Origin of the sequence: Simiduia sp. 21SJ11W-1 (assembly GCF_024138675.1) — a bacterium.
Taxonomy (GTDB): domain Bacteria; phylum Pseudomonadota; class Gammaproteobacteria; order Pseudomonadales; family Cellvibrionaceae; genus Simiduia.
Genome location: NZ_CP090959.1, coordinates 668,169 through 690,213, shown reverse-complemented (window position 1 = coordinate 690,213; position 22,045 = coordinate 668,169). Strand labels below are relative to the sequence as shown.

Genomic DNA, 22,045 nt, shown 5'->3' with positions numbered 1-22,045 from the left:
GTCACATTTAAGGGCTACACGCTGAGGCATGGCTCCCAGCATTGCGCAAATTTACCAATCTGACTTTTCGCACTCTGTGTATTCGCACCTGCTCAAGGCGGTGCACGCCCCTCGCCCGCTATTGCTTTGCAAAAATGTCATTCAGTTTACCCGCCAGGCGAATGCCTGCTTGCTGCATGCGTTCGTTTATGGTGGGTTTGTGGTGGAAATTGTATTCCCAACCCAACGCCAGATTGCGGCCTTCCTGTTTGCCGAATTGATACACGCCAGGCCTCAGCGCCTTCGATTCCCGCGCCCAATCCAGGTAGCTTGCGCCCTGCCACTCGGCAATGGTGGGTGCGCTAAGGAACGACAAAAACGCCACATATTCGGTGTAGCTTAATTGCTCGTGGTCAATCAACCCGCTATCCCACACGGCGTGCAAGTTGCTGGGCTCGCCAAGCCAGGTGAGTTCAATTTTGTTGCCACCCCAGTCAGCTGCGCGCCCCACGTGCAGTGGCTGATGAATATCGCCCACAAGGTGCGTGTAAAATGCGAGCGCTTCCCAGTGGGCTTTGGCGCCGGCATTTGGGTTGCGCAACACCTGCTCAAAGCGTGCGAGGGCTTGCAGAATATCGCCTTTCTTACTGGGTTTATAACTTGTGACGGTTTCATCATCTTCTACTGAAACATAGTGCCAGGGGGCTGCGTGATCCCAGGCTGGGTCTGAGCGGATAAAATCGGGCCAGTTGGCGATACTTGCCAAAGGTTTGCCACCAGTGATGGCGTGCACGGCGGCTTTGGCCTCTGCGGTTAAATGATTTTCCGCAAGTTCTGCCACCACCCGATGCCCGGTTTTGCCAAGTGCTTGAGCCTCGATGGGCACTACACAGGCGAGTAGCCACCAAGGTGATAACTTAAGGGTTGATAGGCACTTTGCCATACAGGTTTTAAGGCGGGCAACGCCAACGGCCGGGCTAAACAAAACGGGCATCCTTAAACTTAAAACTAAGACTCAAACTATTGATTAGGTTTTACGGCTGCATTCACGGCCAACAAACTCTGCTTACAAATACTGGCAACAATTACTTTTAACGACTTCTTTTAACAGCTTAATTTAACAATTTATTTTAACAACAGGCCCGCGAATGCAGGCCTGTGCAATATTACCAACAAATTATTACATTTCGCTTAAACGCATTTGCAGATCGGCGAGCTCCGCTTCAACGCGGCGGTATTCACGCTTGATACGCTTGCGCTCATCGCGGTGGTTTTTTATATCCAACAACGCCTTTACACGATCATCAGAGGTACTTTCTTTACTCACAATAACCGCCTCTGAATCTGCAATAAATTCATCCTGGCGCTGGAGATCTTGCTCAAGGCTGATCAGCTCGTCTTCCAATGCATGAACTGCGCGAATCACTTCGTATTTGGCCTGCCCGCTCACCAAGCCCTGGCTGTATTCGGGGTAATCTTGCTCTGCACAATTGCGGTTGGCACCCTGGCCACGGGCGCCTTGATCGTAGCCGCTTTCATAGGTGCAAAAACGCCCCAGGCCCTCGTGGTAGCCCTCGGCAAAATCCGGGTAGCGCCGGCTTGGGCAATTGCCATTGTAATTGTTGCCGGCACTGCCGTTGTTGAGCCCCGTTTCATACACGCAGTAGTCATCTAACCCTTGCTGGTGCCCACGTTTAAAGGCGGCGTAATCGGCCTTGATGCTGTGATCGGCACAATCGGCCTGATACTGGTTAAAGGTAGTGGCCGCCTGCCCCTGTGCGCCGTGCTTGTAGCCCACAGCGCTCCAGTCGGCCAGCTGGCATTCTTCTTTATTCATGGTGGCGCACCCTGCTAGCAGCGCGATCAACACTAAAGGCAACAACAGTTTCATGGCGTTTGGGCTCTTCTGTTCCAAAATGGTGTGATAAAAATGCCACAGGCCGAGTGACCGGGCCGCTACTGACAATTGAACCGAGTATAGCGGATTGCACCTGAACCAGGGGTGAACAGTGGGCGCTAAAATTTGGCGCTGGACACGCGGCCACTGTAATTCAGGCACTCCTGTACACGCTGTAACTGCACAGGTGCAAGCGCATGTACAGGCGTGTAGGCATAAGCGCTGTGCTCATGGCTGAGCGCAATGGCTGCGCTCTCAGCAAGGTCACACCGAAAAATAAACGCCTGCGAGTTAACCGCGCTGTGATAATAAACGCCGCTTAAATAGTGAATGCGCACCTCACAGCCTAGCTCTTCAAGGCACTCGCGCACCAGCGCCTCGTGAATGGTTTCACCTGGCTCAAGCGCACCGCCCGGCAAACCCCAGGCCTGTTTACCGTAGGTGGCCTTGAGCAGTAGTACCTCGCCAAGAACATTGGTAATAACCGCGTGGCTGCTTAAACGAAAGGTATCTTCAAATGCCACTGGGCCTCCGGCAGGGGTTAACATTCACCGCTCACATCAAACACATGCACGCAACGAGAATATAAACAAAATCAACCACAGGTTGCTCATCAACAACACCAGGGTAATGGCGCCGCGCGCGTAGGCAGGCAAGTTGCGCGCAGTGAATAGATACCCGATAACGGCACTCTGGCAAACCCCACTTAACAACGCAAGGCTGAAAAACCCCTGCCAACAGTGGGCAGCCGCTTGTGAGAGCACTAGGTATCCAAATACCGCAACTGTGGTAAGCACCAACAGCCATAACACAACACAATTCAGTGCGTTGCGTAGAGGGGAAACCGCCGTTGAAAACAGCCGAGCACGCAGCCTGGCCCATAAGAGATTTAATGCACGCGTGCTATCGGCTGACATGTGTGTACCTTTTTAAGATCCGGCCTGAAAACTGCACCAGGGCGCGCAGTTATGGCACCTAGCCTGCCTCGGCCAGTGCGCCCAAGCGCTCTACTTGCAAAATATATTCGGTGTGAAACAGCTCGGCGTGCTCTTTGCGCAAGGCACCGGTTGCCACAACTTGCTTGCCGGCCAGTTCATCGAGTAACTGGGTGCTATCACTTTCCAGCAATATTTTTCGCCCGTCTTCGGTGTGCAACACATAGCCCGAATACATACCCGAGGGTGTACTCACGTAAGACATCATCACCCAGCCCTGCACCTTCACAGCCTTCGTTGATTGCAAAGGTGTGCACGCAACAAGCAGGCTGATGACCACCATGCAAAGTAACTTCATGACTCAATTCCTTTTTATGCATTTATTCAGTTGAATGTTGACTAACTGCCACGGCGAAATATTTTAGCCCATGCACAAACATCCTGTAGGTTCTCAAACTGACGGGCAGGTGCACAAAACCCGCTCACAGCGCTCGGCCATTTAACTGCACTCTAGCCACAAGGCGCAACCCTCTGCCAAGCGCTTGTAGGAATTGCCCCATGGCGTTGGGCCTTGCATAAAAAAAGCGGCCGAAGCCGCTGCTGTCCCACAAAGCTACAGGCATGGAATATGGGGCGGAGTTTGTGACCGTCACCCGCATGGGTTTAAGCGCCCGCTGGCAAAGCAAGGCTTTGCGGGTGCTTAAACGCCTACATGCTGTGCTTGTAGGCAGGCCCCGAAGGGCGGGTGTCGAGACTAGATGGGTATGACAAACGTTTGCAAAGCGCAGCTTTGCGTGCCGTCATACGCCAAGAGCTTTGCTCGCAGGCCGGCCCCGAAGGGTATTTACGTCGTGTCACAAACTGCGCCGCAGATTTCATGTCCAGACATCGCTTAGAAACTCTACGATATAGGTAGTTTCAACGACTGTCTTCCAAGGACACTTAAACTATGGGACAGCAGTGGGCCGAAGCCGCTTTTCATTTATTGCGCTAAATAGTTTACTTGGCTGATAACCGCTCAAAGTAACGATCGCGCAACATGGTGGCGCGGGTCACCATTGGAACCACTTCACCTGCGGCCATTACCAGCGCGGGCTCTGTGGTCACTTCCAGCGGGTCGCCATCCCATAGCACCAAATCAGCCACAGCGCCTTGCACCAAATCGCCGGCCACCGGAGCCTTAAAAACGCGCGCGGGGTTTAATGTCATGGCGGCGATGGCGGCGTGTTTATCCAGCCCGTTAGCCACGGCATTACCGGCCGATTGGCGCACCAAATAAGCATTGTGGGTGTTGTGCCAGCTCATGCCGGTAAACAACAAGGTGATGCCCGCCTTGTGCAGGGTTACCACGTTATCCAGGCGTGCACCCAGAGCCTCGTAACCCGATGGCAAGTTATTGATTGGATCAACAATTACCGGCACCTGTGCTTGGGCAATGTCTTCGGCAACCATCCAGCCTTCTTCTACACCCGCTAAAATCAGCTTGAGCTTGTAGGTTTTCGCCAGCGCCAAAATGCCACGGATATCCGATGCGCGGTGCACGCGCACGAACAAGGGCTTTTCGCCATTAACCACCGGCGCCAGCGCTTGGGCATCCATCAGGCTGATGCTGTATTCACGCCGTTCACCGGCCAGTGCCGCGCGGCGGTTGGCGCTGTAGTCTTTGGCGTCTTCCAGCCCTTGGCGCAAGAGCGCCATGGCAGCCGCGCGTGATTTACCGGCCAGCTCCACACCGTGCTCGGTGAAATCTACCGCAACGCCTAGGCTTTCGTGCACAACACGCGGCGCCACACCCAATTGCACCAAGGCCACTTGGCCGGCAAACAACCCTGCACCTGCCTCTGGCATAACCAGTGCGTGGGTAAGCCCGTGCGCGCGGTTGTGGGGGAGCAACGTGGAGTTGGGGTTAAAGGCATCGGCCACTTTTAGTGCCGCGGTGATATCCGCGCGCTCGGTGTAAAAATCTACCGTCTGCTCGATGGCACCCACTTCCACTACGCCTAAATGAGTAGAGCTGTTAAACAAACCTGCAGTAATGGTTTTGCCTTTGCCGTCTAGCGTGCGATCGGCAGATTGCGTGAGGTTTTTACCAAGCGCTTCAATGCGCCCATTGTTGATGTACACATCGGTGGCCGGCTTTAGATCAGTGGCCGTGTAAACATCGGCCCCTTTAATCAAAATAGATTCCGCACCGGCGGCGGTTGCCAACGCCAGGCTAAAGGCACCCAGCCAGAATTTGGCAGTGCGGGCAACAGGCTGTGTGAGGCGTTGCGTTAAAGGTTTCATGGGCGGACCTCCCCGGCTTCCAGAATGCCAAGATTAAAATCGCTGGTGGGCGCAACGGTTGCATCGTTGCGATCAAAACGCAGTACGCCATCAATCCAGACTTTCTCTGCGTGGGCGTATACGCTCATGGGGTTGGCATCCCACAGTACGATGTCGGCATTCTTGCCCGCTTCCAGAGAGCCAATCTGATCGGCCAGGCCCAGCGAAATAGCGGGGTTCAAGGTGGCCCACTTGATGGCATCGCCCGCGGTTAGCCCAAGGCCCAGGCGGTTGCCTGCGCTCATGGCTTTGGCCACTTCCTGGTTTAATCGCTGGATTTGAATCGGGTCATCAGAGTGAATCACAGCGCACGCCTTGGCGTAATCAACCAGGGCGATATTTTCACGCACCATGTCGAAGGCCTCTTGCTTGAAGCCCCACCAGTCGGCCCACATCACCGCGCAAATGCCGGTTTCAGCCAGCATTGGCGCGGCCTTGTAGCCTTCAATGGCGTGGTGGAAGGCCGCAATCTCGTAGCCAAATTCCTTCGACATATCAATCATTTGCGCCATTTCATCCACTTTGTAGCAGTGGTTGTGAATGCGGATGTCACCTTCAAGTACGCCGGCCAGGGTTTCCAAGCGCAGATCGCGGGTGGGCGCATCGGCCTCTTCACCGGCCTCTACCTTGGCGATGTAATCATCCCAGCTCTTTTTGTAGGCGCGCGCCTCAATCCAGGCGGCGCGATAACCGGCCATGTTGCCCATACGGGTGGAGGGCAACTGGCCCTTGCTGCCGTACACGCGCTTGGGGTTTTCACCACAGGCCATTTTCAGGCTGTAGGGCGCGCCCGGGAATTTCATGCCCTGCACAGTGGTGGCAGGCACGTTCTTAAGGGTTACACCGCGCCCGCCAATGAGGTTGCCAGAGCCCGGCAACACCTGCACGGTGGTTACACCGCCGGCCAGCGCCTTTTCAAACTGGGGGTCTTCCGGCCAAACCGAATGCTCGGCCCACACCTGCGGGGTTACCGGGGCGGTCATTTCGTTGCCATCTTGGTGATTGTGGGTGCCCGGCGCCGGGTACACGCCCATGTGCGAGTGCACGTCAATCAAACCCGGCGTTACCCATTTGCCTGCGCCATCAATCACCTTGGCCTCAGCTGGCACCTGCAGGCCCTGGCCCAAGGCCACAATTTTGCCATCGGTTACCACCAGGTCTGTGCCGGCCTTCTCTTCGCCATTGCCAATCAACAAATTGGCGCCTTTGATGAGCAAAGTGCCCTTGGCGTTGGCTTGGTAGGTTGAGGGGTAAGGGTTTTTGTTGGGCAAATCCAACGTGGGCTTGGCCTTTTCGGGCTCGCCGCAGGCACTTAAACCAAGTGCAATGGCGGCTGCAAGGCCGGTGGAGACTAACCGGTTCATCGCGCGTCCTTCGGGTTGGGTAAAGGTATAGGACGAAACCCGGCGCGAATGCCGCAATTGTGAAAGGCGGGCCTTTCCCATAAAAAACCCGCGCACAATCCACTGCCGTCCCATAGTTTATGTCTCCATGGAAAACAGACGTTGAAACTACTTATATCGCAGAGTTTCTAAGCGATACCTGGACATGAAATTTGGGGCGCAGTTTGTGACACGACGTAAATACATCCCTGTAGTCTCGACACCCGCGTCCATGCGGGTGACGGTCACAAACTCCGCCCCATATTCCATGCCTGTAGATTTGTGGGACAGCAATGGCGCACAATCAGCTTGTACGCGGGTTTTAGAGGGCCGGCCGGCATTTAGAACACGAAGCGTGCGCCTACCGAGCCATTGATACCATCCTGGCGGTAGTTCTGTACCACCACATAGTCTTTATCCAGCAGGTTATTCACCTTGGCTTCCAGAGTGAAGCCCTCGGCCAGCGCCCAAGAGACGCGGGCATTAACCAGCCCGTAACCTGCAAGCGTGGTGCTGTTGCCTGCGTCGGTATAGCGCTTGCCACGCGCCTCAAAGGCCAGCGCCAGGGTAAGGCTGCCGAGGCTTCGGCTCACATCGGCATTAAACAGCTGGTGTGCACGATGTGGCAGCGCATTGCCCGTGGCTTTATCTTCGGTATCAAGCCAGGTGTAATTGGCGCCAATACGCCACTCGCCCAGCTGTGCACTTGCTTCAGCCTCTGCACCCAAAATATCTGCCTTGGCCACATTGGATGGCTGCCAGTTGCCCATGGCGTTTGGCGCCCAAGCAATCAGGTCATCAATGCGGTTGTGAAACAGGTTGATTTCTGCCCGCACACCACGGTGACTAAACCTGGCACCAAGCTCGTAGTTGGTGGCCGTTTCCGGCTCAAGCTCGGGGTTGCCGGAATTGGGCCAGTAGAGATCGTTAAAGGTGGGCGCTTTAAAGGCCGAGCCAGCGCTTGCCTTTAGTGCCCAGCGCTCGGTTAATTGGTAGCCGTAGGCCAGATTGCCGGTATTAGCCGCGCCGAATTGTTCATTGTCTTCATTGCGCAGTGCGGCAACCAAACTGTGGTGACCGGCGCGCAACTGGTACTGGCCAAATACACCCAGGCTTGCGCGATCTTCTACGTCGTAGCCTACAAAGCTTACCAGGTAGCTGAAATCTGGCTGGTAATCACGCTGCTCAAGCTTGCCGTCTACGCTGTCGTTCACATAGTCAACGCCCAGGGTTAACAGCTGGCTATCGGAGAGGGTGATGTCGTTTTGCCAGCTGGCACTTTGGCGCTCGGTTTCAATGCGGTTGCGGCCACCGTAATTGATTTCAGCCGCCGCACTGATGTGATCGTCTTGTTCGCTTTTGTCTTGCGCAAAACCCAAAGTAAGCTTGCTTTGCCAGGCGTTGGTTAATGCCGCACTCAGGCTTGCGCTGGCGCTGCCATTGGCAAAGCGTGCAAAGGGCTCACAGTCTATAAAGCAATAAAGGTTATCGGAATCTGCCTCACCTTCCTGATACTGCACTTGAGCGCTTGCGGTAAGTGCATCACTCAGCTGGTAGCCCGCAGTAAGCGCCAGGCGATTAGCTGTGTAGGCATCCTTGTCGCCATTGCCGCTTGTTTCAGCAAAGGTTCGATCAAAACCGTCTGTGCTGTTGTGGCTTAGCACCAGGCGCAGATTTCCGCGCGAGGTTTTTACTCCAACATTGGCACTGACCTGCTGCTCATTGTGCGAGCCCACACTGGCCGCCACGCCAAACTCGGTGCCGGGTTCCAGCGCCTGGCGGGTAAATATTTGCAATATGCCGCCCACGGCATCCGAGCCATAAAGGCTGGAGCGAGGGCCACGCACCAGCTCAATTCGCTCGATGGCGGCCGGGTCTAAGGTTTCCAGCGCAGCAGCCCCTAGGGTTGCCGAACCCACGCGCACGCCATCAACCAACACCAACAAATGGCCGGTATTGGTGCCGCGCACAAAAGTGCCGGTGCTGGCGCCCCGGCCACCGCGCTGAATGAGATCTACCCCGGTAAGGCCTTGCAAAAGCGTGGGTAAATCGGGCGCCTGCAGAGCGGTGATATCTTCAGCGCTTAGCACGCTAACGGGCGCCAGGGTTTCAGCCACAGACTGCTCAGTGCGCGTTGCGGTAACCAGCACTTCCTCGGCTATCAAGCCGGTTTCTGCTTGGGCATAGGTATTGGCAGCCAGCGCTACGGCGGCGGCCAGGGTGGTGTGAATCAATTTCATGAGAACTCCCCAATCACAATAATAAGTGTTGAGGGAGGGAGAAGAGTGGGTGTAAACCTGCGGCCAGCGCCTGAAAAAACATCCACCGATGCAGCCCTCCGCTACGTCGTATTCCCGCCGTGGTGGCGGGGCAGCGCAATCAGGCTGGTGTCGGGCTGATGATGCGCACTGCATCAATCACCGTTGCGGGGGCAGCGCCGGAATACCGGCTTCCCATTTACCCTGTATCAGACTCCAGCTCGCGCTGGGCCATACAGGCACCTGGTTACGATGGCGCGCAGTTTACGCCAATCGGGCCCTAGGTCAAGAAATAACCTTTTAAGCCTTTTGCGGGCCGCCGGGCCCAGTTTCCGAAAAACGTGGGCTGTAACTTTTACAAGCTTTCACGGGGGCGTGTAAAAAAGTTTGAAAAAAAGAAAATCCCCGGAAGTTCACCCACATTATTTTGATAACTCGCTCACAAAAAAATGCCGATTTACGCCCGAAATTCGAACAATAAAGTTGGCATACCGGTTGCAATACTCTCAGCGCAAACATGGCAACGCCATACCATTGATTTAATTGCAAACAGGAGAAGTAACATGATGTTTGGACGCACATTACTCGCAGCAGGCTTAATCACTGCCACCTCTGCTTCGGCTTGGGCCAACGATTTCAACCTGAATGAACCCGAGCTTTATGTGGGCGGCGGCTACGGACAGTACTCCATCAAGTATGAAAACGACGACACAGATTTCGACGATGACGCTGAAGTACTGAAAGTTTACGGCGGCATGAAGTTCAACGAATTTCTTGGCGCAGAAATCGGTTACCTCAACTTCGATGAAGCCAACAGCTTTGACGACAACGCTGAAATCGATGGCTTTACTTTCGCAGGTATCGTTTCTGCACCATTGCATGAACGATTTTCAGTTTACGCCCGCGCCGGCTGGTTCACCTGGGATGCCAAGTTGAAAACCACGGTGCCGGTAATCGGTGAAATCTCTGAAGACATTGACGGCGGCGACTGGTTTTACGGCGGCGGCTTGAAGTTTGGCCTAACCACCAACCTGGATTTGCGCCTGGAATACGACCGCTACGAACTGGATGACGACATCAAGCCGGAAGTTGATGTGGCCTCAGTTAACTTGCAGTACAGCTTTTAACATTAAACATCTGGCGGCAGCGCGGCACATTCGCCCGCTGCAGCCTGTGTTGCAGCAGAAGCCGGGCCTATACGCCCTCACGCATGGATGCCAACACGGATAGCTCAACCACAGGAGTGAATGTGCACACGCACGATAAACGGACGTTAAATGTACGGATGCAAGACGTGAGCAAAGGCGCAGGGATGCACGCTTCAAGGACTTCTTCACAAAGTAACGGATACAGGAGCACACCATGAATATTAAACAGCTGATTTTTGCCAGCGCCATCACGCTAACTGCCACTGCGTGTGCCACCGGCACACCACCAAAATCGGAATTGGCCACCGCTGAAACCTATGTAAAAACTGCTCAGGATGAGCAAGCAGACAAACTGGCCGCAGAGCACTACCGCCGCGCCAAGTCAAATTTGGACATCGCAATGGCCGCACTTGATAGCGAAGATTACCAGCAAGCACGCTGGGCTGCAGAAAAGGCCACAGCAGATGCAAAACTGGCAGAGGCAAAAGCCAAAACCGTAAAAATGCAGAAGATGCTGACTGAACTGAACGAAACCATTGCCCAACTTGAACAAGAAATGCACGCACACTAAACCCTGTGTTGTTACGAGTGACGGCATAAATCGAAATATATTCAGGAGCCCAATCATGAATAAGCACCTACTATCTACAGGTATCGCCACCGCATTGGTTGCCCTTCTGGCCACGGGTTGCGCAACCACAGAAACCCCAAACGAACTACAGGCGTTGCAAGAACGTGAAGCACGCCTGGCACAAGATGATCAGGTTGCGCTGTACGCAGGCGATGCCTTCAATGAGGCAAGCGAGAGTGTTAAATCTGCCACCAAGGCCTGGGAAGAAGACGAAGAATCCCTTGCCGAGCACCATATGTATGTGTCTGACAAACTACTGCTAAACACCGAGGCACGAACCCGCCTTGGCAAGATGGAAGCCGAATTTTCCAAAGCAGATGAGCGTCGTGCGCAGCTGGAACTTAAAGCAAAGAATGAAGCGCTGGCTCACAAGCAAAAGGAAATAGACAAGCTAAAGGCTGAACTCAGTGAGGCCGGCAGCCGTCAGTCGCAAAAGGCAAACGTACTCACCCTTGGTGACATGCTCTTTGCCTTTGACGATGATCAATTACAGCCTGGCTCTCAAGCGGCCATTAAACGCTTGGCCGAATTTTTAAAGAAATACCCCGATGTAAAAATTGTGGTTGAAGGCTATACCGACGCCCAAGGGAGTGAAGAGTACAACCTCACCCTCTCGGAACGCCGAGCCAACGCCGTTCAGAAAGCGCTTGCCGAGCGCGGCATTGGCAAAGATCGCATCAACACCGAAGGCTACGGTGAGGCAAATCCCGTTGCCACCAACAGCACCGCCGCTGGCCGCCAACACAACCGCCGGGTTGAAGTAGTTGTACTGGATAAGGGTGAGAACTACGAAGCCCCGGTAAGTACAGAGCAGGTTTCACAGCGTCAGTAAACGCTATCTGCAACAGTATCCCGCTACCTCCCCCAAGGTAGTTGCGAAGGCCCTCCCTTCGCACCCCACTCGCCACGGGTTTCCCGTGGCTTTTTTTGTAACCAAGACTTAACTTCGCTATTGATTCTACTCTGGCGGGCGCCATACATCATTGGCGCCATGATCATACACGCCGACTGAATGAAGCACATGACCTTGCGATAACACAATAGCAAACTCAGTAATACCCCAGCGCCTGATATACCTTTCTACACCCTCCTACATCTAAGCCGACACAAGGCCCGCACACAACTGACATACCAACAGCGCCGAATTTGACCAAAATCTGACACAGAATCTGGCAAGCCACCCAAACCTTACCCCTCCTATGCCACACCTGCATTAGCACTCACAATGCAGCCCCAAGAGCCTTAACTGCCGCCGCAATGTTGAGAGAAGTTACTTAACGCTATTCGCGCAGTGCTTGAGCAAACGCGCGTGTAGAATTGTGGCCAGCTTAAGAGAAATAATGCACCTACGATCAATGGTGAGATGGCTCAGCCGGCCACATCAGCCTCCTTACCGCTACTTTTGGGTTACACCTATTGAGACAAGAATCCGCGCATAAGTTTTGCAGCGGGAATGGCACACCAGCCCTTGGCTACAACTCAACCTCTCAAGGATGTCGATCGAGGTCTAGGCAAAAGCTGTGGCTGATTAGCAAAGCATAGGTTGCGCTGCTGCCCCATGGTTTCGTGCTCGACATTAGACAGACCCGCCAATCACCCTTAACCCTGGTGCTTGAATTATGGCTAAGGCTTTAAACTTAGGAGGCCTTTACAGCGCGCGCAGGAGCATCAATGTGAAACTCCGATAGCAGCACCAGCCGCACTAGAATACCAGCACCACTCAACAATAAACTGCGCATTTTTATTACCAAGTAAGATGAATAAACTGCAGGCAAAAAAAATCCGCGCCTCTGCGCGGATTTTTTACGGTACAACGGCATTAGCTGTTAACAACCTTAAGCTTGTTACGCACATCGCGTACATCTTCGGTATTTTCCGCAATACGCCCTGCAAGCTCTTTTGCGGCATTGCTCGGCACTTCACCTTTTAGCTCTACCACCTGGTCTTTGGTATCTACATCGATTTTCAAACCAGACACGTTCGAATTAGCCAAAAGCTTCATTTTAACCTGCGCAGCCAGAGTGGCGTCTTTCACAGATTTAACAAACTCACTGTCTTTAATGCGGCGCTCACTGCGGCTTTCCGCCTTGGCGGCATCTTGATTAACGGTCAGCTTGTTTTCAACCTGGCTAATGCCTTCAACACTTAAGGCTACCTGCTCTGCCAGATCCTTTTCAATATCAGATGATACTGACCCTACAAGGTAGGCCACATCGCGGTTAACCTCTACATCAATATCGAAGGGGTTAAGATGTTCGTTAAATAATACCGCAGCTTCAATCTTGCCTTCACGCCAGCCGTTGCTGAAATAATGAGATTCTTTCTCATTCATTTCTTGGCCACGATCACCTGCCATTGCGGTAGGCACAGCAGAAGCCGCGGCAATACTTACAGCCAATACACTTAATGTTTTCGCTACAGTTTTCATGGATAACTCCTTTCCAGTTGATTGCTCAATAACTAAACGTTGCGATTAAAACGTCAGTTGCAGCGGGACCATTTGGCACCCGGTTACTTTGCACTGTGTATGTAGCGAGAAGCGTGCCAACTTTTAATTTCGCAAATTTAGCCTTAAAAAAGGCCAAACCCCGACTTTTTGGTGAAATTTCAACCAAACCCTGTACTGCATTTGCGAAAAATACAAAATATTTTTCAACCTTTGAAAAGCTTACACTGCAAACAGACATCGCCTTGGCAATAAATTTACGCCGAGCCTTGTGATGAAAGTTAGCCATTATTATCAAGCATAAAAAAGGCCCCTTCAGGGGCCAATGGGAGACTAAATAAATAGCCTTGGGGAGGCATAAAATACTAGCGGCCGCGCGGGCCTGCCAAAAACCAAATAATCAAACCCAGTACGGGCAACAATAGAATTAGCAAAACCCACACAAGCTTTACTGCAGTTTTTGCTGACGACTGTGCCACACTTAATATGGCCCAGATATCAGCAATCAAAATCAAAAGGCCCAACAGGCCTGTTATTTGAATATCCATTACATAGCTCCTTTATGTAGCTACTTTACATAGCTCCTTTCAATAGCCTTACACGCAGCGTCCTTACGAAGCCCTCTAACGCGTTACATCTGAAAACACCGGCAAGCGTTCAGAGGCACACCACCTCGCGCATGAACACATTGACATCGCAACGCACTCATGCACGAGGTGGCAGTGCACTACCTAAGGCTATCTAACTGCGCTTGAGCCTCGGCCTTAGTCCAGCCGTACTTCTCTTGAAGTTTGCCAAGCAATACATCCATCTTGCCTTCGGCTTCACCCAAGTCGTTGTCAGTTAACTTGGAAAATCGCTCCTTTAGCTTTCCTTCCACCTGACGCCATTGGCCTTTAAAAATATCGTTACTCATTGTTAGCTCCTTGTTGACAATATTTATACCCAGAATATCTACGCCTAAAAAATGCAGCCACTACGGCATAGGCGGCCTGCGGCCTGTTAACAAATGCGCCACCAGTGTTACCAGAAACAGCACAATGAAAACGGCAAAAAACAACTTGGCGATACCTAAGGACGCGCTGGCCACACCGCCAAAACCAAGAAAACCGGCAATCAATGCCAAAATTAAAAACGTTACTACCCAGCTCAACATAACGAACTCCTTGTTCTCAGTTTGCATTTAATGGTTAAACCTAAATGGCGATGTAAACTTTTTCGCCGTTCACTGAGAGTGTTGCAACGGGTATGCCAACTTTTTAATCCATTAAAATACATGCCGCCTTAACCACTTACCGCGTTGACATGAAAACGCAAGCCACCGCACATCTTCAACCCCCCAAAAGCCATGAAGATCAGGCCCTACAGCACCAATCATTCTCTCTCTAGCGCGAACTAAAAAGGCACGAAAATCACTGCACTTAATAGCTCACCTATACTCCAGGGCATAACAAGCCATCAATTAGCAGGCAGCAATAAGCGCTGTTTTTGCAAGATTTACAGGCAGTTCCTACAGGGCTTGTAAAGGCTACCTAAACAACCTCCAGTACTTATGGCACACAGGCTGCACAAACCTCGTCGACAATTGCACAAGCACCGCCAGAACCCTTTAAAACAGGGGGCCCACAAGAGAATTCAGTAAAAACTTAAAAGTTGGCACGCATATTGGATTACCTACAGTGCTTAGCAACGCCGGTGCACTTTCTGTGAATTCAGGCGGCCGCTGGCTCAAACAACGTAAATCTTGAAAAGGATATGAAGATGAAAAAGTTAATGTTGATGATCACCTTTCTGCTGTCTGTTTTTGCTTTGTCTGCTTGCGACGTTAACGAAGGCGGCCCAGAGGAGTTTGGCGAAAACATTGAAGAAACTGCAGAAGATATCGGTAACGATATTGAAGATGCCTGTGAAGAAGTTAAAGAAGGCGTAAAAGCTGAAGATACCGACTGCTAATAGGCTATACCCAAAGGCGCTCACTAGAGCGCCTTTATTTTCTCAACCGGCCTCACCGGCCACCACTTGAAATCAGATTATTGCAGAGAACTTATGAACAGCATGCGCAATATCTGGCGTGGTATCCAGCGCATTGTACTTGGCCTATCGCTCGGTTTGGCCCTCAGCGCCCCTATTCACGCCAATCAAACAACCTCAGATCAGGCCCAAACTGCCACAGAGCAGCCCGACGCCTCTGAGCAGATCACCCACGCCGCCAGTAACGCCGAGTTAAACGACCTGATTGCGTTACTGGAGAGCGAAACCGCGCGCCAGGCTTTTATCGATAAGCTAAAAGCCTTGGCACAGCTGCAACAGGAAGAAGAGCAAGACCAACTGGCCCTCAGCGAGCTACTGCATCTTGAAGATAGCAGCGGCGCACTTGCAACCGAGTACAGCCAACTGTTGCAAAACCTGGGCCTTAGCGACTCCGAAATAGGCAAGATTCTAGTAAGCATTGGTGCCTTGTTTTCACTGATGCTCATGGCACTGGCTAACCGCTGGATTGCACGCACAGCAGATCGAAAACTTAACCAGGTGCGCTCACGGTTTGCACTCGAACCCGATCGCCTTCGCATGATTACTCAGGTGTGGTCGCTTGCGGGTTTTGCGCTGTGCTTAACCCTGGGTATTGCGGCCATCGCAGAAATTTGGCAGCTCGGCTGGTTTTTGCCCGAAGGCCAGGCCAGCTATTTAAAACTTTTAAATTGGGTACTTACCTTGGGCGTGCTGGCATTACTCTATGCCGTGTTCTGGGAGGTTTCTAACGCGGCCATAGAATATGGCATGCGCCACGCACGCTCTATGAGCAGTGCCCGCGCAGATACCGTGCTGCCTATTATTCGCCGTGTAATTTTCATCGTGCTAGTGATTATTTTCACACTCATGACGCTTTCAGAGCTGGGCATTAATATTATGCCGCTGGTGGCCGGTGCCGGTGTATTCGGTATTGCCATTGGTTTTGGTGCCCAAACTGTTGTGCGCGATTTCCTGGTGGGCTTTATTATTGTGCTTGAGGATCTGCTGCAAATTGGTGATGTGGTTAAGGTTGCCGGGCGCATGGGCGAGGTGGAAAAGATCACCATGCGCAAGCTTCAACTGCGAAGCCTTGACGGCACAGTGCACACCATTCCCTTTAGCGAGCTGGATGTGGTTGAAAACCACACCAAAGAATACAGCTATTACCTGACAGACATAGGCGTGGCCTACAAAGAAGACATCGATTCTGTAATTGCCTGCGCTAAGGATGTGAGCAAATCGCTCCGTGAAGACGACACCTTCGGGCCAATGATGCTAGACGACATTGAAATACTGGGTGTTAACCAATTTGCCGATAGCGCCGTGAATATTCGCGTGCGGCTGAAAACCCGCGCCCATGATAAATGGGCCCTGGGGCGCGAGTTCAATCGCCGTATCAAATATGCCTTCGATGAGCGCGGCATTGAAATACCCTTCCCACACCGCACCTTTATGCTGGGCGAATCCATTGGTGACAAAATTAATCCCACTACAACGCAGGCTGGAAACGACACACAGCTAAGCCCCGCACCTGCAACCACCAAAACGCAAGAGGCGAAGGCAAAGAACGAAGAATCCAAAAAAGCTGAACAAGAGGAGGCGCCAGCCTAGGAGCGGCACACCGCCATGGATATTGATTTCGATTTGGTACTTTCACACTTTACCCACTTGGGCGTTGCGTTTTTACTGGCGCTGCCGGTGGCCTTTAACCGCGAGCTTAACCACAAGGGCGCAGGCTTGCGCACCTTCCCACTGGTTGCCATCGCCTCGTGTGCATTTATTTTGGTAGGCATAGATATTTTTGATCACCCAGACGCGCAGGCGCGCATTATGTATGGCGTGATTGGTGGTATGGGGTTTATTGGTGGCGGCGCCATTGTAAAGCACGGCGGCAAAGTGGGTGGCACCGCCACCGCTGCAGGCCTTTGGAATACCGGCGCCATCGGCGTGAGTGTGGCTTACAGCCGCTATGAAATAGCGCTTACCCTATCGCTCATCGCGTTTTTGATCTTCCAGTTTTCCGGCGTAGTAAAAAAACCCGTCCACGAGCGCAATGGAAAGCAGGATGACGATGCCCCCACACCTTCGCCGCAGCCAGCACCACAAGCCCGGGAGTGTTGATGAACATTCAATGGAATGGCATGCGGCGCGTAAAAATCCTGGTTACGGCACTGCTAACGCTCGCTTTGATAGCCATTACAGCCCGGATTTACGCGCCAGTTTACATTACCAAAGTGATAAACAATCACATTGCAAACAGTTCGAAAATAGGTGGCGCAATAGAAGGTGTAGACCTGCACCTCTGGCGCGGTGCTTATAGTATTGAAGGGATCGCCCTTTACACAGTCGAGCGGGAAGACGCCCGCCCATTGTTAACCATGCCCAGGTTAGAACTTACGCTCGAATGGCGCTCGCTAATACGTGGCCAGCTGCTTAGCGAGCTGGTATTTCACAGCCCGGTACTGAACCTGCACGACGGCAAAGGGCGAAATCTGGCAGACGAAAATGCGCTGGATGAAAACACCACCTGGCTCGCCCTGGCAGATCGCATTGCGCCCTTTGCCATCAATAGGCTGGATATCCGAAACGGTGAATTGCACCTGTATGTAAATGAAGGTGAGTGGCAGCGCGGTCTTACACTTACCAAGCTAAACGGCCAGCTGCTAAATATCACCAACAGCCTGCAAGTAGCCAACACACTCGACGGCCAGTTTAATCTTGAAGGCGAGCTGTACAACGTTTCGCACTTTACGCTGAAAGGCACCTATTCACCCTACGAGCCACGGCCTACCTTTGATGTAGATTTCACCATGGCCGCCCTTCCCGCCAAACAGCTAGACGCGCTGGTGCAGTACTACACCCCTTACGATATTGAAGCCGGTACACTTGATATAGCCGCAGAAATGCAGGCCAATCAAGGGGCCGTTGATGGCTACTTGCGCCTTGGGCTTAAGGAAATTTCAGTGTTTGATTGGCGTGCAGACATAGAGCGCGATGGCGATCATTTCTTCAGCGCACTATTTGAAGGCCTGAGCGATGGCTTGGCGCAACTGCTAGAGAACAATCAAACAGGTGCCATTGCCACCAAGGTGCCGCTTGCGGGTGAACTGGATAATATAGATACCCCGCTGCTCACACTCATATGGGGTATTATTGAGAACGCCTTCATACGCGCCTATGAAATAGAGCTAGAGGGCAGCCTTACATTTAAAGGGTAAAGCCACGTGAGCGTGCTGCACGTCATAATTCCTTAAAAAACCCTTGAAATCACAACATTTACCACCAAACTAGGGCACCATAACGGCAGTTCGGCGACTTATGGCGTCAAATACGACATACAGGCCACTGCGCATCAAATCGTGCCATTAGATCATCAACATAAGGAGCTACCCTCGCTCATGCAAAAGGTATTGTTGGTAGACGACGACCAGAGCTTTACCGAAGCCACCCAGGCGCTGCTCGAAAACATGGGCCACCAGGTAGACATTGCCCACTGCGTGGCCGATGCCAAAGCGCAACTTGAACGCACCAAATACCACACCTTGCTGCTTGATTTAATGCTCCCAGATGGCAGCGGCTTTGATGTGCTAAACGCCCTGCCACTGGATCGCACGCCCGCGCGAATCGCCTTTGTAACCGGCCACTCAGCCATTAAATCCAACATCAAATCCATGGCGGGCCCAGGCGTCAGCTACCTGCTTAAGCCCGTAACCCTTGATCAGCTTGATGAGCTGGTGGGCAATGCCGACGAAAGCCAACCCGCCAGGCGCAAGTACACCCGCCACTTTGGCGTTCTGGTGGGTGAATCGCCTGCAATGCACGCCCTCTATGAGCAAATTGAAAAAGTGGCGCAAACCCAGGCCAATGTTCTAATACAAGGTGAAAGCGGCACCGGTAAGGAACTCATCGCCAATGCGATTCACAATGCCTCCAATGCCCAGGGCCCACTCGTTGCGGCAAACTGCGGCGCCATTTCCAAAGAGCTGATTGCCAGCGAGTTATTCGGCCATGAAAAAGGTGCCTTTACCGGCGCCGTGTCGCGCAAGCCCGGGCTGTTTGAGCGCGCCAACCACGGCACCCTGTTTTTGGATGAAGTGACCGAAATGCCCATAGACCAGCAGCCCAACCTGCTGCGGGTACTCGAAACCGGCCAGGTTACGCGGCTAGGCGGCACCAGTGAATTGTCGGTTTCTTGCCGCGTGGTATCTGCTACCAACCGCACCCACCAGCAACTGGCTGAAGGCAATATACTGCGTGAAGACATCTACTTCCGCCTGGCCGTGTTTCCATTGCAGCTGCCCCCGCTGCGTGAACGCGTAGAAGACATCCCCCTGCTGTGCCAGGCCTTTCTCGACGACTTCAACACCGAGTACGACACCCACTTTGAATTGAGCGATGCCGCCATCAACACCCTGAGTAGCTACAGCTGGCCAGGCAACGTACGCGAACTGCGCCACGCACTCCATCGCGCAGTCATCATGAGCGACAAGAGCCAATCGGAGCTCACCCTGCCCGCCCAACTGGGCAGCCCCTTCGGCAAATCGGTAGACACAACACAACCCTCAGCCGCGGGCATGCAACCTGGCACTACCATTGAAGATATGGAGCGCCAATTGATCTCAATGACGCTCGAATCCGTACAAGGCGACAAACCCAAGGCCGCCGAAATGCTGGGCATCAGCCTGAAAACGCTCTACAACCGCCTAAACCAATATAAAGATCAGGAGTAGGCCGAATGACCACTACACCCGATGCCAAGCTACTGCACGAAATTCGCAATAAGCTGAACAACATCTCTGTGAATACCGAATTGGCCAAACTGCAAACCCAGCAAGGCCAAGCGCAGGAAAAAGTACTCGCAAGCCTTGCCAAAGTCACGGAGGCCTGCAGAGAGTGCGCAACACTGCTTGACGAACATCGATAGCACAAAGGAACAGTCAGAAACCATGGCTGATAAATCCAGTACGCTTAAATATTTCTGGAATTTTCTGCTAGGCGCATTGGGGCTGCTATTTTTGGTAAACAGCCTGCAAACCTATGAAAGCCTAAAAGTGCTAGACCTCAACGCCAGCCGTTCAGGTAGTACAAAAAACATTCTGGAATTGGCCGGCAACACCTACCTGGCGGTACAAAACGCCGAAGTACACCTGCGCGAATATATGCTCGCTGATAACGATGACCAGCTGGAAAATTACAATGAAGCCGTTGATGAAGTAAAACGCCTGATCACCGAGTTACAAGCGATGGGCACAGAATTACCCCTGCAGCGCTCGCGTTTTGAAGAACTGCTTGAAATCATCAACTCTCACGATCAAGCCCTAGCAGAAGCCATTCAGCGCCACAAGGAATCGAAGGCATTAATGGCACAGAAAGGTGCTACTGAAACCGAACTGAGCGAACAAAAATCAGAGCTGGAAAAGCAGGAGGTTAAATCCCTTTCGCAAACCATGGCCGCCAGCCGGCAGAGCTTAACGGTGCTCTCTGAGCTTATTAATACCGTTGAACAGGAAGAGTTCAGCCACATCCAGAAAATCATGGATGAAAGCGCCCAGCGCCGTAAGGAAATTTCGCAAGCAGTGTTATTTGCCAACTGCTTGGGCATTGGTTTTATCATTATTATCGCCATGCTCACCAGCCGCACCTCACGCCAGCAAGCGGAATACGCCAAACTTCTGGAAGGCAAAGTACAAGAGCGCACCCAAGCGCTGGAGCTGTACGCCCAGGAACTCAGCCGCAGCAACCGCGAGCTACAAAGCTTTGCCTTTGTGGCCTCACACGATTTGCAAGAACCCCTGCGTAAAATTCGCGCCTTCGGCGACCGGCTGCAAGATCGCTACAGCGATCAGCTGGGCGATGGCAAAGATTACGTAGAACGCATGCAAAATGCCGCCTCGCGCATGTCTAAGCTCATCGAAGATTTATTGGCCTTCTCGCGTGTTTCCACCCGCCGCAAGCCCTTCGAGCAGGTAGATTTGCAAAGCACAGTGGCAGAAGTGTTAGACGATCTGCAATTTAAAATTGAAGAAACCAACGCACAAATAAAGGTAGACCCACTGCCCACCATCTCGGCAGATCCAATGCAAATGGGCCAGCTGTTTCTTAATTTAATTGGCAACGCGCTGAAATTCATAGAACCACAAAGGCAGCCGGTTATTCACATCACAGCCGCTGAAACCCGCCTGCACTTTGCAGGCCAGGAGCCTGGCGAAATCCTCACCGATGCCACAGGCAACGATGTACCGGCCATTGAAATTGCCGTGCAAGACAATGGCATTGGCTTTGATGAACAATTTTTAGATAAAGTATTTAACGCCTTTCAACGGCTCCATGCCCGTGAAGCCTATGAAGGCACAGGCATTGGCCTTGCCATATGCCGCCGCATTGTAGAGCGCCACGGCGGCACCATTACCGCCAACAGCATCCCCGGCGAAGGCGCCACCTTCATTGTGGTGTTGCCGTTGGAGCAAGCCGCGGCCGCCCAACTTTCCAATGCCGAACTTGGCTTGCAATCAGAGAGCAACCCAGCGCCAGGCAATAACGCCATTTAAGGAGTACCTATGCAAGCCAACCCCAAGTCGATCAGCATTTTATTAGCCGACGACGACAAAGACGACCAGCTACTCACCCGCGATGCGCTGGAAGAAAGCCTGGTACGCAGCACGCTAGACATAGTAGATGATGGCGTAGAGCTATTGGAGTACCTCAAGGCCGAAGGCCGTTTTGCAGGCCGCGATGCCAACGAGCGCCCGGATCTCATTCTGCTGGATTTAAATATGCCCCGCATGGACGGCCGCCAGGCACTGGCTGCCATCAAAGCAGACCCAGACCTACGCCGCATTCCCGTGGTGATACTCACCACCTCAAAAGCAGAAGAAGACATGCTGAAATCCTACGATTTGGGCGCCGCATCCTACTTATCAAAGCCCGTAACCTTTGATGGGCTGGTGGAGCTTATGAAAACGCTCGGCCGCTACTGGGTAGAATTTGTTGAGCTACCGGGTAAACAACACAAATTTTAAGCGCCCCAACGCACA

23 protein-coding genes and 1 riboswitch are annotated in these 22,045 nt (G+C 52.6%); of the genes, 11 read left to right on the top strand and 12 right to left on the bottom strand.

Annotation, left to right across the window (positions count from 1 at the left end; genetic code table 11):
• Positions 1 to 118 precede the first annotated feature (118 nt).
• The 7 genes from L1F30_RS03020 to L1F30_RS02990 all read right to left on the bottom strand — a co-directional run bounded on the left by L1F30_RS03020 (position 119) and on the right by L1F30_RS02990 (position 8,758).
• Positions 119 to 964, bottom strand: a complete 846-nt coding sequence (locus L1F30_RS03020; RefSeq protein ID WP_253359223.1) for a S1/P1 nuclease — start codon at positions 962 to 964, stop codon at positions 119 to 121.
• Between the two features lie 195 nt (positions 965 to 1,159).
• Positions 1,160 to 1,816, bottom strand: a complete 657-nt coding sequence (locus L1F30_RS03015; RefSeq protein ID WP_253359221.1) for a DUF2799 domain-containing protein — start codon at positions 1,814 to 1,816, stop codon at positions 1,160 to 1,162.
• A 179-nt stretch (positions 1,817 to 1,995) separates the two neighbouring features.
• Positions 1,996 to 2,400 carry an NUDIX hydrolase gene (locus L1F30_RS03010; protein ID WP_253359208.1) on the bottom strand — a complete coding sequence of 135 codons (405 nt, stop codon included), beginning with the start codon at positions 2,398 to 2,400 and terminating at the stop codon, positions 1,996 to 1,998.
• A gap of 451 nt (positions 2,401 to 2,851) precedes the next feature.
• Entirely contained in the window at positions 2,852 to 3,169 is a 318-nt protein-coding gene (locus tag L1F30_RS03005; protein WP_253359207.1) for a hypothetical protein, read from the bottom strand.
• A 641-nt stretch (positions 3,170 to 3,810) separates the two neighbouring features.
• On the bottom strand, positions 3,811 to 5,097 hold the full coding sequence (locus L1F30_RS03000) for an amidohydrolase family protein (RefSeq protein ID WP_253359201.1): 1,287 nt from the start codon (positions 5,095 to 5,097) through the stop codon (positions 3,811 to 3,813).
• Positions 5,094 to 6,500, bottom strand: a complete 1,407-nt coding sequence (locus tag L1F30_RS02995; protein WP_253359199.1) for an amidohydrolase — start codon at positions 6,498 to 6,500, stop codon at positions 5,094 to 5,096. Before L1F30_RS02995 ends, L1F30_RS03000 begins: the two co-directional genes overlap by 4 nt.
• A 359-nt stretch (positions 6,501 to 6,859) precedes the next feature.
• The gene (locus tag L1F30_RS02990) at positions 6,860 to 8,758 is read right to left on the bottom strand and encodes a TonB-dependent receptor domain-containing protein (RefSeq protein WP_253359197.1); all 1,899 of its coding nucleotides are present in this window, start codon (positions 8,756 to 8,758) and stop codon (positions 6,860 to 6,862) included.
• Positions 8,759 to 8,882: 124 nt separating this feature from the next.
• Positions 8,883 to 9,038, bottom strand: a riboswitch (cobalamin riboswitch).
• Between the two features lie 301 nt (positions 9,039 to 9,339).
• On the opposite strand from L1F30_RS02990, the gene L1F30_RS02985 reads away from it, so the two are divergent.
• The 3 genes from L1F30_RS02985 (at position 9,340) to L1F30_RS02975 (ending at position 11,387) form a co-directional block, all read left to right on the top strand.
• The gene (locus tag L1F30_RS02985) at positions 9,340 to 9,903 is read left to right on the top strand and encodes an outer membrane beta-barrel protein (protein ID WP_253359189.1); all 564 of its coding nucleotides are present in this window, start codon (positions 9,340 to 9,342) and stop codon (positions 9,901 to 9,903) included.
• A gap of 235 nt (positions 9,904 to 10,138) precedes the next feature.
• Positions 10,139 to 10,495: a DUF4398 domain-containing protein gene (locus L1F30_RS02980; RefSeq protein ID WP_253359187.1), complete on the top strand. Its 357-nt coding sequence runs from the start codon at positions 10,139 to 10,141 to the stop codon at positions 10,493 to 10,495.
• A 55-nt stretch (positions 10,496 to 10,550) separates the two neighbouring features.
• A complete protein-coding gene (locus tag L1F30_RS02975; RefSeq protein ID WP_253359186.1) occupies positions 10,551 to 11,387 on the top strand; it encodes an OmpA family protein in 837 nt (278 codons plus the stop codon).
• Positions 11,388 to 12,374: 987 nt separating this feature from the next.
• Here the strand turns inward: L1F30_RS02975 and L1F30_RS02970 are convergent.
• The 5 genes from L1F30_RS02970 to L1F30_RS02950 all read right to left on the bottom strand — a co-directional run bounded on the left by L1F30_RS02970 (position 12,375) and on the right by L1F30_RS02950 (position 14,157).
• Positions 12,375 to 12,983 (bottom strand): BON domain-containing protein, encoded by a 609-nt coding sequence (locus L1F30_RS02970; RefSeq protein WP_253359184.1) that lies wholly within the window; start codon positions 12,981 to 12,983, stop codon positions 12,375 to 12,377.
• Positions 12,984 to 13,008: 25 nt separating this feature from the next.
• On the bottom strand, positions 13,009 to 13,290 hold the full coding sequence (locus L1F30_RS02965; protein ID WP_253359182.1) for a hypothetical protein: 282 nt from the start codon (positions 13,288 to 13,290) through the stop codon (positions 13,009 to 13,011).
• A 76-nt stretch (positions 13,291 to 13,366) separates the two neighbouring features.
• Positions 13,367 to 13,549: a PLDc N-terminal domain-containing protein gene (locus L1F30_RS02960; protein WP_253359180.1), complete on the bottom strand. Its 183-nt coding sequence runs from the start codon at positions 13,547 to 13,549 to the stop codon at positions 13,367 to 13,369.
• Between the two features lie 179 nt (positions 13,550 to 13,728).
• Positions 13,729 to 13,917 (bottom strand): CsbD family protein, encoded by a 189-nt coding sequence (locus L1F30_RS02955; RefSeq protein ID WP_253359178.1) that lies wholly within the window; start codon positions 13,915 to 13,917, stop codon positions 13,729 to 13,731.
• Positions 13,918 to 13,977: 60 nt separating this feature from the next.
• Positions 13,978 to 14,157 carry a DUF1328 domain-containing protein gene (locus L1F30_RS02950; protein WP_253359176.1) on the bottom strand — a complete coding sequence of 60 codons (180 nt, stop codon included), beginning with the start codon at positions 14,155 to 14,157 and terminating at the stop codon, positions 13,978 to 13,980.
• A 605-nt stretch (positions 14,158 to 14,762) separates the two neighbouring features.
• Here L1F30_RS02950 and L1F30_RS02945 point away from each other — a divergent pair.
• From L1F30_RS02945 to L1F30_RS02910, 8 genes are all read left to right on the top strand, one after another.
• Positions 14,763 to 14,954 carry a hypothetical protein gene (locus L1F30_RS02945; protein WP_253359174.1) on the top strand — a complete coding sequence of 64 codons (192 nt, stop codon included), beginning with the start codon at positions 14,763 to 14,765 and terminating at the stop codon, positions 14,952 to 14,954.
• Positions 14,955 to 15,047: 93 nt separating this feature from the next.
• A complete protein-coding gene (locus L1F30_RS02940; protein WP_253359172.1) occupies positions 15,048 to 16,622 on the top strand; it encodes a mechanosensitive ion channel family protein in 1,575 nt (524 codons plus the stop codon).
• A gap of 15 nt (positions 16,623 to 16,637) precedes the next feature.
• Complete coding sequence (locus L1F30_RS02935) at positions 16,638 to 17,132, top strand: MgtC/SapB family protein (RefSeq protein ID WP_253359170.1); 495 nt, start codon at positions 16,638 to 16,640, stop codon at positions 17,130 to 17,132.
• The gene (locus L1F30_RS02930; RefSeq protein WP_253359168.1) at positions 17,132 to 18,229 is read left to right on the top strand and encodes a DUF748 domain-containing protein; all 1,098 of its coding nucleotides are present in this window, start codon (positions 17,132 to 17,134) and stop codon (positions 18,227 to 18,229) included. Before L1F30_RS02935 ends, L1F30_RS02930 begins: the two co-directional genes overlap by 1 nt.
• A 180-nt stretch (positions 18,230 to 18,409) precedes the next feature.
• Positions 18,410 to 19,741: a sigma-54 dependent transcriptional regulator gene (locus L1F30_RS02925; protein ID WP_253359166.1), complete on the top strand. Its 1,332-nt coding sequence runs from the start codon at positions 18,410 to 18,412 to the stop codon at positions 19,739 to 19,741.
• A 5-nt stretch (positions 19,742 to 19,746) separates the two neighbouring features.
• The gene (locus tag L1F30_RS02920; protein ID WP_253359164.1) at positions 19,747 to 19,935 is read left to right on the top strand and encodes a hypothetical protein; all 189 of its coding nucleotides are present in this window, start codon (positions 19,747 to 19,749) and stop codon (positions 19,933 to 19,935) included.
• A 22-nt stretch (positions 19,936 to 19,957) separates the two neighbouring features.
• Positions 19,958 to 21,559 carry an ATP-binding protein gene (locus tag L1F30_RS02915; RefSeq protein WP_253359162.1) on the top strand — a complete coding sequence of 534 codons (1,602 nt, stop codon included), beginning with the start codon at positions 19,958 to 19,960 and terminating at the stop codon, positions 21,557 to 21,559.
• A 9-nt stretch (positions 21,560 to 21,568) separates the two neighbouring features.
• Positions 21,569 to 22,030, top strand: coding sequence for a response regulator (locus L1F30_RS02910; RefSeq protein WP_253359160.1), 462 nt, complete (start codon positions 21,569 to 21,571; stop codon positions 22,028 to 22,030).
• Positions 22,031 to 22,045: the final 15 nt, after the last annotated feature.